8 protein-coding genes, 4 pseudogenes and 1 riboswitch are annotated in these 14,836 nt (G+C 70.8%); of the genes and pseudogenes, 9 read left to right on the top strand and 3 right to left on the bottom strand.

Features of this window, described 5'->3' with window-relative positions:
• Nucleotides 1-34: 34 nt before the first annotated feature.
• Nucleotides 35-886, bottom strand: coding sequence for an alpha/beta fold hydrolase (locus ABZ795_RS24270; RefSeq protein WP_357532037.1), 852 nt, complete (start codon nucleotides 884-886; stop codon nucleotides 35-37).
• Between the two features lie 32 nt (nucleotides 887-918).
• Complete coding sequence (locus tag ABZ795_RS24265; protein WP_357532036.1) at nucleotides 919-2,178, bottom strand: hypothetical protein; 1,260 nt, start codon at nucleotides 2,176-2,178, stop codon at nucleotides 919-921.
• Nucleotides 2,179-2,357: 179 nt separating this feature from the next.
• Between ABZ795_RS24265 and ABZ795_RS24260 the strand changes: the two are divergent.
• From ABZ795_RS24260 to ABZ795_RS24240, 5 genes and pseudogenes are all read left to right on the top strand, one after another.
• A pseudogene (locus ABZ795_RS24260) lies at nucleotides 2,358-3,928 on the top strand (ATP-binding protein); the annotation flags it as partial.
• Nucleotides 3,902-5,374 (top strand): annotated as a pseudogene (locus ABZ795_RS24255) (DNA topoisomerase); the annotation flags it as partial. The pseudogenes ABZ795_RS24260 and ABZ795_RS24255, both read left to right, overlap by 27 nt.
• A 6-nt stretch (nucleotides 5,375-5,380) precedes the next feature.
• Nucleotides 5,381-6,019 (top strand): annotated as a pseudogene (locus ABZ795_RS24250) (toprim domain-containing protein); the annotation flags it as partial.
• Between the two features lie 31 nt (nucleotides 6,020-6,050).
• Nucleotides 6,051-8,534, top strand: coding sequence for a DNA topoisomerase IV subunit A (locus ABZ795_RS24245; RefSeq protein WP_357531987.1), 2,484 nt, complete (start codon nucleotides 6,051-6,053; stop codon nucleotides 8,532-8,534).
• A 7-nt stretch (nucleotides 8,535-8,541) separates the two neighbouring features.
• Nucleotides 8,542-8,673, top strand: a pseudogene (locus ABZ795_RS24240) (poly(3-hydroxybutyrate) depolymerase); the annotation flags it as partial.
• 94 nt (nucleotides 8,674-8,767) lie between these two features.
• Here the strand turns inward: ABZ795_RS24240 and ABZ795_RS24235 are convergent.
• Nucleotides 8,768-10,111, bottom strand: coding sequence for a solute carrier family 23 protein (locus ABZ795_RS24235; RefSeq protein ID WP_357531986.1), 1,344 nt, complete (start codon nucleotides 10,109-10,111; stop codon nucleotides 8,768-8,770).
• A 296-nt stretch (nucleotides 10,112-10,407) separates the two neighbouring features.
• Between ABZ795_RS24235 and ABZ795_RS24230 the strand changes: the two genes are divergently transcribed.
• The 4 genes from ABZ795_RS24230 (at nucleotide 10,408) to ABZ795_RS24215 (ending at nucleotide 14,732) form a co-directional block, all read left to right on the top strand.
• A complete protein-coding gene (locus ABZ795_RS24230; protein ID WP_357531985.1) occupies nucleotides 10,408-11,661 on the top strand; it encodes an acyltransferase family protein in 1,254 nt (417 codons plus the stop codon).
• Nucleotides 11,662-11,762: 101 nt separating this feature from the next.
• On the top strand, nucleotides 11,763-12,179 hold the full coding sequence (locus ABZ795_RS24225; RefSeq protein WP_357531984.1) for a hypothetical protein: 417 nt from the start codon (nucleotides 11,763-11,765) through the stop codon (nucleotides 12,177-12,179).
• Between the two features lie 257 nt (nucleotides 12,180-12,436).
• Nucleotides 12,437-13,189 carry a hypothetical protein gene (locus ABZ795_RS24220; protein ID WP_357531983.1) on the top strand — a complete coding sequence of 251 codons (753 nt, stop codon included), beginning with the start codon at nucleotides 12,437-12,439 and terminating at the stop codon, nucleotides 13,187-13,189.
• A gap of 300 nt (nucleotides 13,190-13,489) precedes the next feature.
• Nucleotides 13,490-13,631: riboswitch (cyclic di-AMP (ydaO/yuaA leader) on the top strand.
• A gap of 228 nt (nucleotides 13,632-13,859) precedes the next feature.
• Entirely contained in the window at nucleotides 13,860-14,732 is an 873-nt protein-coding gene (locus ABZ795_RS24215) for a C39 family peptidase (protein ID WP_357531982.1), read from the top strand.
• The last annotated feature ends 104 nt before the right edge of the window (nucleotides 14,733-14,836 follow it).

Raw genomic sequence — 14,836 nt, 5'->3', positions numbered from 1 at the left:
GCAGGGCCTAATCACCGGGTGGGGGTGGGAGGGGTCAGCGGGCCGGCAGAGTGGCGGCGAAGTCGGCCACCCGGGCGGCCAAGGGCTCGGCGGCGTGGCGTACCCAGGTGAAGTGGTCCAGCCGGACCCCCTGCGGGTCGGGATACCGCACGCGTGCCACGGCAGCCCCGGGAAGCTTGGCGCAGAGCCGGTCCAGGGTGGCATGCGGGGTGTACTGGTCGTGCGCGAAGCTGACGGCCAGCACCGGGGTACGGATCTGCCGCACGGCCGCCTCGGTGTCCACCCCCTCCAGGTCGGGGAAGCGACCGGTGCGGGCGGTGTAGGCCCAGTCGCGGATCACCCCGCGGGCCTGCCGGCCACCGAACCCCCAGCCCGGCCAGACCCCGAGCAGCCGGGCCGTGGCGGCGATGCCCTGGGTGTACGGCAGCACGCCGTAGCGCCGTGGGCCGGTGAAGTCCCGCCAGTACGGGATCCCCACGGCCGTCAGCACCAACCCGTCGACCTCCTGTTCGCCGTGCAGGGCCAGGTGCAGCACCGCGGCCTGCCCACCGAGGGAGTGCCCCAGCAGCAGGGTGCGCCGACCGTCGAACCGGGCCTTGAGGGCGGCGCGTACCGCACCGATGTCGGCGGCCAGCTCCGGGTAGCCGTACCGACAGGCCCGGCTGGCTCTGGGGGTGCTCTCGCCGGTGCCCCGCAGGTCGGCCACGACCACCCGCAGTCCGGCGGCGCGCAGGGCGGTGGCGAAGGGCCGGTAGTACCGGGCCCGCACCCCCATGGCCGGCACGACCAGTACCACCGGTGCCTCCGCCGGGCCGGTCGGCTCCGGATAGACCTGGATGCCCAGGCGGGCGCCGTCGACCTGGACGAATTCCTGCACGTACTCCACGGTCTCGGTCACCCGATCAGGTTACCGGCGAGTCATGACACGCTGATCGTGCCGTTCGAGGCGCGTACGCAGGCCACCGAGCGGGCCGTGGTGGTGGCCGCCCCGGCCAGGCACTGGCCGAGCACCTGATGCCCGGCGGCGTTCGGGTGCCACGACTCCTGGCAGGTCTGGAAGTAGGTAGCGCAGGTGTTCGCGATCCGCTGGATGGCGATCTTGTCCTTGCCGGAGAGGCTGGTGACGAAGGTGCCGTTGGGCGGGTTGTCCATCAGCCGGATCGGGGTGGCCAGCGTGCCGGTCGGGCTGTTCGAGGTCTCGCAGAGCCGGGCGCCGTCGAAGGCCCGCTGGACGTTCAGATAGACCAGGTCGGTGCTGGGGAACTCGGCGGCCAGGGTGTCCCGGGTGGAGCGGACGATGGTGCCGAGACCCTGGGAGAACCGGTGGCCGGGGGCCAGGCTGGCCCGGTGGATCGGGCAGCCGGCGGCGTACCGCTCCGCTCCGAGGGCGCGGAACTTGTCCCGGGTGTCGTCCCGGCTGTCCTCGGAGTGGTACGGCGAGGCCAGGTCCAGCGGCAGCGGGTTCGTGTAGTCCTGCAACACCACCCGGTGCTGACCGTCGGCGTCCACCTCGCGCAAGGTGGTCAGGATCTGGCGTACCGCCGCGGTGGTCTCGGCGGTCGCGGCGCTGATCTGCGCGGCGGTGGCCAGGTCCGCGTCCGTGCAGGGCTTCTGCTCCACCGGGCCGCCCAGGTACGCCCAGAACTCCCACCAGCCGGTCCAGGCGTCGGCGATGAACCGGTTGGCGCACTTCTCCGCCACCCCGCCGAAGGTGAACGAGCTGTTGTTGGAGCCCAGACCGATCAGGACCAGGTCGATGTCGTGGGTCCGGGCGACCGTGCGGAGCTGGTCGAGCTGGGCGGCCACCTGTCGACCGCCGGTCCGCGCCGACGAGGCGGCGGCGATGTCGCGCGGCTGGCCTCCGGAGCAGGCCAGATTGAACCGGTCCTGGATGCCGGGCAGTGACGCCTGGTGCAGCGAGGCATTTCCGGACCGGTGGCAGAAGAAGGCGTTGCTGTTCGGCGCGGTCCAGCCCGGGAAGCCGCGGGCGACCCCGGTCGAGTCGACCACCGGCTGGTACCCCCCGGCGCCTTCGCCGCTGATGAAGCTGTCGCCGAGGGCGACCGCGGCGGTGGGTGCCGCCGCGGCCGCAGGGGCGGCGCCGGTGAGAGTCGTGGAGAGGGTTGCCGCGACGACGGCCAGGGCCATCGCGGCGGCGGTACGACGCAACCTGGGCATGGTTTCCCATCCATTCATGGAAATATGAAAGATCCTCTTCTCGTGATGGAATCACGCAGGTGTGACGTGCGTCAACAACGGGAAACGCATGTGACATGTGGGTCAGGGGGGAGTTAACTCCGCCCGTGCCGCATCCGGCCCGGGCATAAGGCCGGGCGACGGGGCGTTGACCGCGGCAGGTGCCACCAGCAGAGGCCGTGTGCGGCGTGCCGCACGGGTGTCCGCGTCAGGTGTCGGGGCGTACGGCTACGCTCGCTGCGGCCGTCCCACGCTGGGCCGACCACCGACGGTGTGGGGCAGCACATCGCCGAGACCGGGGAGTACGACGGAGTTGACCGCAGAGCCTGAGACCCTGTACGGGGCCGATGACCTCACCCATCTTGAGGGGCTGGACGCCGTTCGCAAGCGGCCCGGCATGTACATCGGCTCCACCGACAGTCGTGGCGTGGGTCACCTCGTCAACGAGATCCTGGACAACTCCACCGACGAAGGCGTCGCCGGCCACGCCACGAAGATCGAGGTCACCCTGCACCCCGACGGTTCGGTGCAGGTGGACGACGACGGGCGGGGCATCCCCACGGACGTGCACGCCCGCTCCGGCATCTCCGGGGTGGAGCTGGTGCTCACCCGGCTGCACGCCGGCGGCAAGTTCGGCGGCTCCGGCTACAAGACCTCCGGGGGTCTGCACGGGGTAGGCGCCTCGGCGGTCAACGCCCTGTCCCGCCGCTTCGACGTCACCGTCCGGCGCGGCGGCAAGGTGCACACCATGTCGTTCCGGCACGGGGTGCCCGGCATCTTCGAGGGCGACGGCCCGGAGGCGCCCTTCACCCCCGGCCCCGGCCTCCAGGTCGCCGGGGCGATGAAGCGCGGCCAGCGCACCGGCACCTCGATCCGCTACTGGTACGACCCCCGCTACTTCGAGACCGGCGCCACCCTCGACCACGACGCGGTACGCGCCAAGCTGCGGCACACCGCCTTCCTGGTCCCCGGGGTCAGCTACACCCTGCGCGACCGCACCGCCCAGGAGCCGACCGAGGAGCAGTTCCACTATCCCAACGGGCTCACCGACATGGTGGACTTCCTCGCCCCGGCCGGAGACCGGCCGGTCTCCGGCACCCTGCTGGTCACCGGCGAGGGCACCTACCGGGAGAACGCCGCCGACGCCAACGGCGTGATGCAGTCCAACGTGCAGCGACGCGCCGAGATCGAGGTGGCCTTCCGCTGGGGCACCGGCTACGAGCGCACGGTCGAGTGCTTCACCAACACCATCCGCAACGCGCACGGCGGCACCCACCGCAAGGGCTTCGAACGGGCCCTGGCGCGTACCCTCGCCGACGCCGTACGCAACACCCGTGGCCTGCTCAAGGCCAAGGAGGACGCCCCCACCCTGGACGACGTGCTGGAGGGCATGACCGCGGTGGTGCACGTACGGGTGCCCGAGCCGCAGTTCACCTCCCAGACCAAGGACGAGCTCTCCACCGCCGGGGTCACCAAGGTGGTGCAGGGGCTGGTCGAGCAGCACCTGAAGTCCTGGCTGGAGGACCGCAAGACCAAGACCGAGGCGCGCACCGTCCTGCAGAAGATCGTCGACGCCGCCCGGGTACGCCTGACCCAGAAGCAGCAGAAGGACGCCGCCCGCCGCAAGACCGCCCTGGAAGGCGCGGCCATGCCGGCCAAACTGGTCGACTGCCGCGCGACCGGCGTGGACCGCAGCGAGCTGTTCATCGTCGAGGGAGACAGCGCGCTCGGTTGCTTTACCGGCGACACCATGGTTGCGCTGGCCTCAGGCATCAGCCGCTCGTTCGCGGATCTTGCCGAGGACTGGCAGCGGGGGGTCACCCACTTCGGCTACACCACCAACAAGGCGGGTCGGGTGGTCGTCGCGCCACTGGTCGAACCGCGCCTGACTAAGCGGGCCGCGCCGCTGGTGCGGGTGACCCTCGACAACGGCGAGTCGGTCAGATGCACCCCGGATCACCTTTTCCGCCTACGCGACGGCTCCTACCGCCGTGCCGACGCCCTCACGCCCGGCGATTCCCTCATGCCGCTCTACCGCAGCCTGTCCAGCAAGGCCGCTGGGCAGAAGCTACAGGGATACGAGCGGGTCTGGATGAATGACAGGGATGAGTGGGTCTATACCCACTACCTCGCCGACGCCTGGAATCTCAGGCACGGCCGGGACAGCGCGGCCAACGGCAACGTGCGTCACCATATCGACATCGACAAGCGCAACAACGACCCGCGCAACATTCAGCGCATGACCTGGGCCGACCACTCGGCGCTGCACGCCTCGATGATGGGCGAACATGTCCACGCCGGGTGGCGTGAGTGGTTCGCGAACGGTGGTCGTGAGTTCAAGTCGGCGATGCTGACGGCTCAGTGGCGGGACCCTGATTTCCGTGAAGCATGCCTGGCACGGCTCTTCGCGCTCAACGAGTCACCCGCCTTCCGGGCAAAGTTCGAGCAGGGATTCCAGGATTGGTACGCCGCGCTCAGTGACGACCAACGGCGTGCCTACGCAGACCGGATGCGCCAGCGGCAGGCTGGTTACTGGTCGGATCCGGAGCACCGGGCGACGGCTGCGGAGCGGGTCAGGCGGTACTTCGCCGACCCGGCCCGGCGTGAGCAATGGCGGGAGCGGTCCGTGCGGCAGTGGCAGGACTCCGAACTGCGTGCCTGGCGGTCGCAGAAGACGATCGAGCAGTTCTCGGACCCTGCGGAAAGGACCCGGCAGCGCAACGCGGTTTTGGCTTGGCACGCGGACAATCCGGAGTTCGGCGAGCATCACTCGCGCCGGATGAAGCAGCGGCTGACCGATCCGAACAACGACCACCTCGCCAAGGTGCAGGCTGGACGAGCCCGGTACGTGGCGACCGTGCCGCGTGGCGAACGGGTAGGTCGCCAGCAGGACGGGCGCCGGCTTGCCGCGCTGCGCCGACTCGCGCCGATGCTCGCCTTGGAAGACGGTGACCTCGCGGCGGCGTACGAGGCTGAGCGCCTGCGTTCGGCCCGTACCGGGCTGCGCTTCGACCGGCTCCTCAAGCTCTACGACGGTGACTATGCCCGCCTTCGTGAGGCTGCTGCTCTGGTCAATCACCAGGTGGTGTCCGTCGAACCGCTCGATGAGACGGCGGACGTGTATGACCTGACGGTCGAGGGTTACCACAACTTCGCGTTGGAGGCGGGCGTCTTCGTGCACAACAGCGCTCGGGTCGCCCGTACCGCCGAATATCAGGCGCTTCTGCCGATCCGCGGCAAGATCCTCAACGTGCAGAAGGCCAACCTCCAGCAGGTGCTGGACAATGCCGAGTGCGCCGCCATCGTGCAGGTGCTCGGGGCGGGCTCCGGGCGTACCTTCGATCTGTCCTCGATGCGGTACGGCCGGGTGCTCATCATGGCCGACGCGGACGTCGACGGCGCCCACATCCGGACCCTGCTGATCACCCTGTTCGCCCGGTACATGCGGCCGTTGATCGAGGCGGGTCGGCTCTACGCCGCGATGCCGCCGCTGCACAAGATCACCACCAAGGGGCGTAACCCGGAGACCATCTTCACCTACACCCAGGCGGAGATGGAGGCGACCGTCCGCAAGCTGGAGAAGGCCGGCAAGCAGATCGTCACCCCCATTCCCCGGTTCAAGGGTCTCGGTGAGATGGACGCCGACGAGTTGTGGGACACCACGATGAACCCGGCCACCCGGTCGGTGCGCCGGATCACCCTGGAGGATGTCGACGCCGCCGAGCGGATCCTCGAACTGCTGATGGGGGAGAAGGTCGAGCCGCGCCGCAACTGGCTGATCGACTCCGCCGACCGGGTCGACCGCGACGCCATCGACGCCTGACCAACGGGTTCTTCGGAAGGAAAGCTGAACCATGGCACGCCGCAAGGAAACGAAGGTCGACCACTCCGCGTTCGACCGGGCCGGCGCGCGGGTCTTCGACAACCCGCTGGTCACCGAGGTGTCCGACTCCTACCTGGAGTACGCCTTCTCGGTCATCCACTCCCGGGCCCTGCCGGACGCCCGCGACGGCCTCAAGCCGGTGCACCGGCGCATCCTGTACGCCATGTACGAGTCGGGTTTCCGGCCCGACCGGGCGCACGTCAAGTCGGCCCGGGTGGTCGGTGACGTGATGGGGCGCTACCACCCGCACGGCGACACCGCGATCTACGACGCCATGGTCCGGATGGCCCAGGACTTCTCGCTCAACGTCCCGCTCATCGACGGACATGGAAATTTTGGCAGTCCTGACGATGGACCGGCCGCCGCGCGTTACACCGAAGCCCGGATGTCGCGGGAGGCCATGCTGCTCGTCGGCGAGCTGGGTGAGGAGACCGTCGACGTCGAACCCAACTACGACGGGTCGCTGACCCAGCCCACCGTGCTGCCGGCCGCCTTCCCGAACCTGCTGGTCAACGGCACCTCCGGGATCGCGGTCGGGATGGCCACCAACATGATCCCGCACAACCTGGGGGAGGTCGTCTCGGCGGCCCGCTGGCTGATCCGGCACCCCGACGCCACCCTGGACAAGCTGATGGAGTTCGTGCCCGGTCCGGACCTGCCCACCGGTGGGCTGCTGCTCGGCCTGGACGAGGTGCGCCGGGCGTACGAGACCGGCCGGGGCGTGGTGCGGATGCGCGGCAAGGTGGAGATCGGCCCGTTGGAGGGCAGCCGGGGTCGGCAGGCCATCACGGTGGTCGAGTTGCCGTACGGGGTGGGTGCGGAGAAGGTCATCGCGGCCATCACCAACGAGGTCACCAAGACCAAGCGGCTGACCGGGATCGCCGACGTCAAGGACCTCACCGACCGGGAGAACGGCACCCGCCTGGTCATCGAGTGCAAGGTGGGGGTCAACCCCCAGGCCTTGCTGGCCGACCTGTACCGCCTAACCCCCCTGGAGCAGTCCTTCGGGGTGAACAATCTGGTGCTGGTCGACGGGCAGCCGCGCACTCTGGGGTTGAAGGCGCTGCTGGAGGTGTTCCTGGCGCACCGGTACGAGGTGGTGACCCGGCGCAGCGCGTACCGCAGGCGTAAGCGCGAGGAGCGGCTGCACCTGGTCGACGGTCTGCTGATCGCCCTGCTCGACATCGACAAGGTGGTCAAGCTGATCCGGGCCAGCGAGGACGCCCAGGACGCCAAGGACGGCCTGATGCGCCGGTTCAAGCTCTCCGAGATCCAGGCCGGCTACATCCTGGACACCCCGCTGCGTCGGCTGACCAAGTACGACCGGCTGGAGTTGGAGGCCGAGCAGGAGAAGCTGCGCGCCGAGATCGCCGAGCTGTCCACCATCCTGGACGACGAGAAGGTGCTGAAGAAGGTCGTCTCCGACGAGTTGGCCGCAGTGGTCAAGCAGTTCGCCGCCCCGCGTCGTACCACCCTCGTCGACGGTGATCTCAAGGAGGTGCTCGCCGCCTCCGCCCCGGCCGGGCCGCTGGAGGTGGCCGACGACCCCTGCCAGGTGATCCTGTCGGCCACCGGGCTGGTGGCCCGTACCGCGGCCGAGTCGGAGGAGGCCGCCGAGGGGCGGCGCCGGCACGGCCGGGTCAAGCACGACGCGGTACGCGCCATGGTGCACTCCACCGCCCGGGGTCGGGTGCTGCTGGTGACCAGTTCGGGTAGGGCCTTCAAGGTGGATGTGCTGCCCCTGCCGGTGCTGCCGGAGCAGTCCGGCACGGTGTCGCTGCGCGGCGGGATGTCCGCGGCCGAGTTGGTGCCGTTGGAGCCGGGGGAGACCGTGGTGGGTCTGGCGCCCCTGGGCGGCACCGCCGAGGGCTCTCCGGGTCTGGCGTTGGGTACCCGTCAGGGGGTGGTCAAGGTCTGCGCCCCGGACTGGCCGGTCCGTTCCGACGAGTTCGAGGTGATCGGGCTGCGCGACGGCGACGAGGTGGTCGGGGCGACCTGGCTGGTCGACGGTACGGAGTCCCTCGCCTTCCTGACCAGCGCGGCGTCGCTGTTGCGTTTCCCCGCCGGCACGGTTCGTCCGCAGGGGCTCAAGGGTGGCGGCATGGCCGGCATCGCCCTGTCGGCCGGGTCGCAGGTGGTGTACTTCGGTGCGGTGCGTACGGACGATCCGCAGCACGGTGAGCCGATGGTGGTGACCTCCACCGGTGCCACTGTCAAGGTGACGCCGTTCGCGGCGTACCCGGCGAAGGGGCGGGCGACCGGCGGGGTGCGCGCCCAGCGCTTCCTCAAGGGGGAGACCGACGTGGTCGTCGGCTGGATCGGCCCTCGCCCGGTGGGCTCGACGGCCAATGGCGAACCGGTCGAACTTCCGGCCGCCGATCCCCGTCGGGACGGCTCCGGTTTCGCCGTCATGCTCGGCCCCACCGTGATCGGTCATCAGATCGATCGCCAGTAGGCGGAGTTGCCGGTCCGGCCCGGTGCAGTGGGGTGCGTTCGACGGTGGTCACACCCCCGGTCCCGTGGACGGTGGCGGCGACAGCGGCGCCAGGACCTGGACCAAGGGTGAGGTCTGGCGGTTCTTTTCGCAGTTCTGATCAAGGAGATGTCGAAGTCCCCGGTCCCGGCCGGGGACTTCGACACACGGTCCGGCCTAGATGCCGCCGGCCAGCCGAGCGGCGGCGGAGCTGCTCAGAGTTCCGGTTCGGGGCCCTGGCGGGAGGTCGGGGTGGTGTTGCGCAGCCGGGCGATCAGGCGCATGCCGTGGTAGATGATCAGGGCGGCGGCGGAGCCCAGGGCGATGCCGTGGAAGGAGAGGTCGCCGACGGTGAGGGTGTAGTCGGCGGCCCCGATGATCACGGCGACGGCGGCGGTGAGCAGGTTGATCGGGTCCTGGAAGTCGACCCGGTTGTCCAGCCAGATCCGGGCACCGAGGATGGCGATCAGCCCGTAGAGGGCGGTGGTGGCGCCGCCGAGCACCCCGGCCGGCACGGTGAGGATCAACGCGCCGACCTTCGGGCTGAGCCCGAGCAGCACTGCGGCCAGCCCGGCGACCCAGTACGCGGCGGTCGAGTAGACCCGGGTCGCCGCCATCACCCCGATGTTCTCGGCGTACGTGGTGGTGCCGGAGCCGCCGCCGGAGCCGGCGAGCATGGTGGCCACGCCGTCCCCCATGAAGGCCTTGCCCATGTCCCGGTCCATGTTCCGGCCGGTCGTGGCGGCTACGGCCTTGACGTGGCCGGCGTTCTCCGCGATCAGCACCAGGACCACCGGGATGACGAGCACCACGGCGCGCAGGCTGAAGCTGGGCGTGTGGAACTCCGGCAGCCCGACCCAGGCGGCCTCCCGTAGCCCGGTGACCGTGGCCGGGTCCAGTCCGCCGGTCAGCGCGGCGAGCACCCAGCCGACGAGCACCCCGAGCAGGATGGACAGCCGGCCCAGGAAGCCCCGGAACAGCACCGTGAAGATCAGGATCGCGGCCAGGGTGACCACCGCGACCAGGGGTTGGGCCTTGACCCCGCCGTTCCCGCCGCCGTCCCAGGCCACCGGGGCCAGGTTCAACCCGATCAGCATCACGATGGCGCCGGTGACCAGCGGCGGCATCAGCCGGTTGATCCAGCCCGCTCCGGCGAACTGCACCACCATGCCGACCAGGGCGATCGCCGCCCCGACCACGACGATGCCGCCGAGGGCCGGGCCGATGTCGCCGCCGGCCTTGGCCGCCAGCACCGGGGCGATGAAGGCGAACGACGAGCCGAGGTACGACGGCAGCCGGTTGCCGGTGATCAGCAGGAAGAGCAGGGTGCCCAGCCCGGAGAAGAAGAGGGTGGTGGCCGGCGGGAAGCCGGTGATCAGGGGCACCGTGAAGGTGGCCCCGAACATCGCCACCACATGCTGCACCCCGATGCCCAGGGTACGGGGCCAGGAGAGCCGTTCGTCGGGGTGCACCACGTCCCCGGGGCGTACGGTGCGGCCGTCGCCGTGCAGGGACCAGGGTGACCAGCGGGAACGCGGTTCGGTCGGGGACTGGGTCATGATTGGCCCTTCGCGTCGAAGTGCTGACGGGGGCGAAAACCCTGGACGTTTCTAGCATGGGCGATCGTGCGCGGTTCTGGAGGTCAGAAGGGTGTTCCTGCACCGGCCGGTGCCCTTGCCTGCCTGGTGATCGCGGTGCCGCCCGGTCCCCAGAAGTGGGTCGATCTCTGATTGGGTAGGGTGCCACGACGGGCGGCGCCGAACGGGTGGCCGCTGGTAGCCGATCGGATCGGGCAGGTGGCCCGTTGGGAGGAGGGGCGCGTGCCTCCGAGGCCGTCGACGTCTCAGGTGCCGGCATGACCAGCGCACCGGTGGCGGCCGGCATCGCATCCGGCCGGGGCCAGGCTAGCCGACTACCCTCGCTGACCGGGCTGCGGTGGGTGGCCGCGCTGCTGGTCTTCGGCTTCCACGCCGGCACCATGCGGATCATCGCGGAGCCGGACTACCAGGCGGTCGTCGGCAAGATCTTCACCCTGGGCCTGTCCGGGGTGCAGTTCTTCTTCATCCTCAGCGGATTCGTGCTGGTCTGGTCGGCCCGGCCGGGAGACTCGCGACGGGGGTTCTGGCGACGTCGGTTCGCCAAAATCTATCCGAACCACGTACTGCTCTGGGTGCTGGCCATGGCGGCGGCCCTCTGGTTCGCCGATCCGATCAACCCGGTCGCGGCCCTGGAGAACCTGTTCCTGCTCCAGGCCTGGGATCCCCGCCCCGGCTTCTTCTACAGCGTCAACAACGTCAGTTGGTCACTGTCCTGCGAACTCTTCTTCTATCTGTGCCTGCCGCTGGCCCTGCCCCTGGTGCGGCGGGCCCGCCCCTGGCTGCTGTGGGCGGTGGTGATCGCCGTACCGCTGCTGATCCTGGCGCTGTGGCCCGCGCAGACCCTGGTGCCGGAGCAGAGTCGGTGGTGGTTCACCCAGGTGTTCCCGCTGGTCCGCTCGCTGGAGTTCTGGATGGGGGTGGCCGCAGCCGAGCTCATGCTGCGGGGCCGCTGGCGGGGTCCCGGCCTGCCCCTGGCGAGCCTCATCTTCGTGGTCACCTGGGTGGTCGCCGCGCAGTGGATTCCGGCCGAGTTCTGGGCGGCGCTGCTGTCGTCGGCGTACGTGGTGCTCATCGCCGCCGCGGCGGACGCCGATGTGCGGGGCCTGCGCTCGCCCCTGCGCTCGCGCCCGATGGTCTGGCTGGGGGAGGTGTCCTTCGCCTTCTACCTGGTGCACGTCTTCGTGATCATGACGATTCTCCGGGTCACCGGAGACTGGGGAACCGGTCTGCCCGGCTGGTGGGGCCCGGCCGCGGTGATCGGCTTCCTGCTGCTGACCCTGGGCCTCGCCGCCCTGGTGCACCGCTTCGTCGAACAGCCGATGATGCGCCGCCTGGCGCCTCCCCGCCGCACGGCCCGCCCCAGCGCCACCGACCCCACGCCCGACACCGAGCCTGCGCCCGCCTCTGGCACCAAGCCCGCCTCGGGGGCCACGCCCGGTGCGGTGCCCGGCCCCCGTGCCGAGACTGCGCCCGGCACCGAGACATCGGCCGACCTCCATGCTGGACGGTAGGGTCCTGGCCCGCCGACCAGGCCGGCAACCCGAATCAGGTTCCTTGCGGCGACACGCCGGGCGGCGGTGCGGGCTGCGGATGCCGGCGGTAGCGTGACACCGTGCTCCCGGTCCTTCCCACCCGTCCCCTGTGGTGGTTTGCGCGCCGGGTGGTACGACTGCTGACCGGGTTCGCGGTCGCCGCCGCCTTCACCATCGGGGTCTGGGCCATGCCCGCCCACCCCGGGGCGATCGAGGACCTCGGTCCGGCCGGGCAGCCCACCATGGCCGGCCCCACCTGGTCCTTCGAGGGTGCCCCGGCCTCCTCGGTCGCCGGTGGGTGCGCCGCTGTCGCCCTGCCGGTCGAGATGTGGGGGCCCGGGGGCGACGACCGCCCGGAGGCGGGCCCCGCGACGACGCCGGTGTCGCCGTTGCCGCTGCCGCCGGAAGCCGCCCCGATCATCAGGGCCGCCCACGGTCAGCCGCCAGCGGTGGTCACCCTCGGTCCGGGCTGCGCTCGCGCACCACCCCGTCGCTGATCGTGCGCCCTTACCGCCCTGGTCACCCGGACCTGGCCCGCCTGGGCCGGTAGTGCTCCGGAGATCGCCCGGGGCTCCGGAGTGACCTTGACGGCCCGGGCCTCCGGGTCGGCCCTGCCGCCGACCGTACCGGCCGGAGGTCCGGGACGGGTCGCAGTGTTCAAGGACCTTTCGCGGACGGGTTCGCGGGGTGCACCCGCTGGCCTGATCCGGTCCTGCCGCCGAGACCGCCACATCAGCTTCCCCGAGGTGCCGACATGGAGCAGACCCTTCTCTACCAGTTCCTGATCGACGTGCCCCGAGCCGCCGCCATCTGGTCGGTGCTGCTGGTGCTCGCGTTGGGTGTGCTCACCGCGCTGGTGGCCCGACCCGAACCGGCCCCCTCGACCGACCGGGACCCGGACCCCTCCGAGGAGGATGCCGCCGCCGTGGACCTGCGGCGCTATGCCGGCGAGGTGGCCGTGGCCGCGGCGGGGGCCGCCCAGAACGCCGCCCGCCGCCGGGAGGCGTGGCAGCGTGCCCAGACGGAACTCGACCGGGCCTGGGCCGCGTACGACGAGGCGGAGACCGCCGCCCGACGACTGGCCGCCGCCGGCGCGCTGCCCACCCCCGGTACGCCCCACACCCCCACCGAGTACGCCGCCAGGGAACGCTGGCTGCGCCACGCCGCGATGACGGCGTACTGGCGGGGTGACCTGTCGGCCCGGCAGCTCACCGACGCCCTGGCGCACCGGGCCGGTTGGGATCCCCGACGTCACCCCGCCGAGCAGGAGATCTTCCTGGCCCGGGTGGTACGCGACGGGCGTCAGGCGGCTTATCAGACGGCTCGGCAGCAGGAGCGCGAGGCCTGGCGGGCCGCGGAACTGGCCGTCGACGCGGCTCGGGCGCTGTCGACCGAGGCGTACGCCGCAGCGCAGCGGATGCGGGCGTACCCGCTGCCGACCTCACCCCGGGTCGTCCTCGGCCCTCAGGGAGCCGTGGCGCGCTGGCGGGTGGCCCGGGCCGGTTGAGTTGGAGGGCTCTTTTCCCATTTATTCGGTGACCCCGGTCACAGTCATCGCCGAATCGGTCATCGGAGGGCAGACATCGAAGGCCGGGCGTAATTTCCGGGGCTTTGCCAACCTCGGGTCCTGTTGTCGACCGGCGGTGCCCTCCTGACCCGGAGTCCCATTGAGCGACGACAGTTCCCCGGTACCCGAAAAATTTAGGCTGCGAGAAGGTTTAGGCAGCTCAGGGCGGCCTTGGCAGGAGCTGTAACGCACAGTAATGTCGGCCCGTCCGGTGCGGTCACCGTTCGCAAGTGGCGACGCCGCGCCGACCCGCTCAATCGTGATCTCACGAACCGGGGACCCACTGCACCACTGGGGTGAATCCGCGAGCCACGGCCCGCGGTAGGGCGATCTTCCCGCCCGAATCCGTCAGCTAACCCGGTCGGCGGTGTCGGAAGGAGCTCCTTTCCTCGTGCAGCACAATCAGCGCCCCCCGATATTCCTGCGCCTCCACGGCCCCGTGGTGCCTGCGCTCGCCGGTCCGCTGTCCGCGCGCTGACCCAGGCCCACCGCAGTCGCCCGATCCCCGGGCGCATCCCGTGAAACGGCACCGCCCCGTACTCCGCCTCCGGGTGTCCACCGGATGGCCGGAGCCGCTGTGCCACACCACCCCTGAGCCCGTGGAGGATTCGTGAAGCACACCCTCAAGCGTCAGCTGCGCCGGCTGGCCACCGAACGCCCCTACCAGCTTGTGGCCACCTCGGCGCTGGCGTTGGCCCTGGCCGCCGGTGCCGGCGCCGTGGTCACCCAGATCGACGACCCGGCCGAGACGCAGACCACCACCGTGGTGGCCGAGTTGCGCGAGGAGCCGGCCGCCTCCCGTGGCCTGGCCCGGGTAGCCACCGCCCCCAGCAGCGCCGCACCCAGTAGTGCCGCCCCGAGCAGTGCCGCGCCGAGCGCGGAGCCCGGCAGCGCGCCGTCCAGCGCCGCCGCCTCGCCGGAGGCCGCCTCGGCGGACCCGGACCTGGCCGGCGAGGAGGCCGCGCCGAAGGCCCCGGCGAAGAAGGTGCTGTCGTACGACTACCAGGCCCAGATCAACGGGTGGTACTGCGGTCCGGCAGCGGTGCGTAACGCGCTCAGCGCCGCCGGCATCGACCGGGACCAGGAGACCCTGGGCGCTGCGCTCGGCACCACCTACGCGGGCACCAACTCGGCCCGGGACACCACCCGGGTCCTCAACGCCATGGTCAAGGGCAGCCCGTACCGGACCACGATGATTCCCGGTGGCGCGGCCACCCCGGCCCAGATGGATCAGCTTCAGGCCGATGTCGTCACGGCCATCTCCGACGGCCGGGGGGTCGTGGTGAACGTCGCCGGCAGCGTCACGGACACCGCCGGGGGCTGGCACTCCTTCCCGGGTGGCCACTACGTCGCCGTGGTCGGCTACGAGGACGAGGGCCGGATGGTCAAGATCGCCGACTCGGCCGACCCCTCGTACTACTCGTACTGGCTGAGCACGATCGATCTGGCCAACTGGGCCGCCACCCGCGGCTACTCCTCCTGATCGACCTGTTTCCTACCGGGCGCCGACCCCTGTGGGGTCGGCGCCCGGTGCTCGTGTTTTGACCGTTGTGTGGGCAGGGTGGTCTGGCGGTGTGGTGTGGGTGT

Source organism: Micromonospora sp. NPDC047134 (genome assembly GCF_040643455.1).
Classification (GTDB): Bacteria; Actinomycetota; Actinomycetes; order Mycobacteriales; family Micromonosporaceae; genus Micromonospora.
Note: the sequence above shows the minus strand (reverse complement) of the source record. Positions and strands in the feature narration are given on the sequence as shown.

Bases quoted from the DNA above. Each gene is read 5' to 3' on its own strand.
- ABZ795_RS24265 (WP_357532036.1), bottom strand. From the start codon at position 2,178: ATGCCCAGGTTGCGTCGTACCGCCGCCGCGATGGCCCTGGCCGTCGTC.
- ABZ795_RS24245 (WP_357531987.1), top strand. From the start codon at position 6,051: ATGGCACGCCGCAAGGAAACGAAGGTCGACCACTCCGCGTTCGACCGG.
- ABZ795_RS24235 (WP_357531986.1), bottom strand. From the start codon at position 10,111: ATGACCCAGTCCCCGACCGAACCGCGTTCCCGCTGGTCACCCTGGTCC.
- ABZ795_RS24230 (WP_357531985.1), top strand. From the start codon at position 10,408: ATGACCAGCGCACCGGTGGCGGCCGGCATCGCATCCGGCCGGGGCCAG.
- ABZ795_RS24220 (WP_357531983.1), top strand. From the start codon at position 12,437: ATGGAGCAGACCCTTCTCTACCAGTTCCTGATCGACGTGCCCCGAGCC.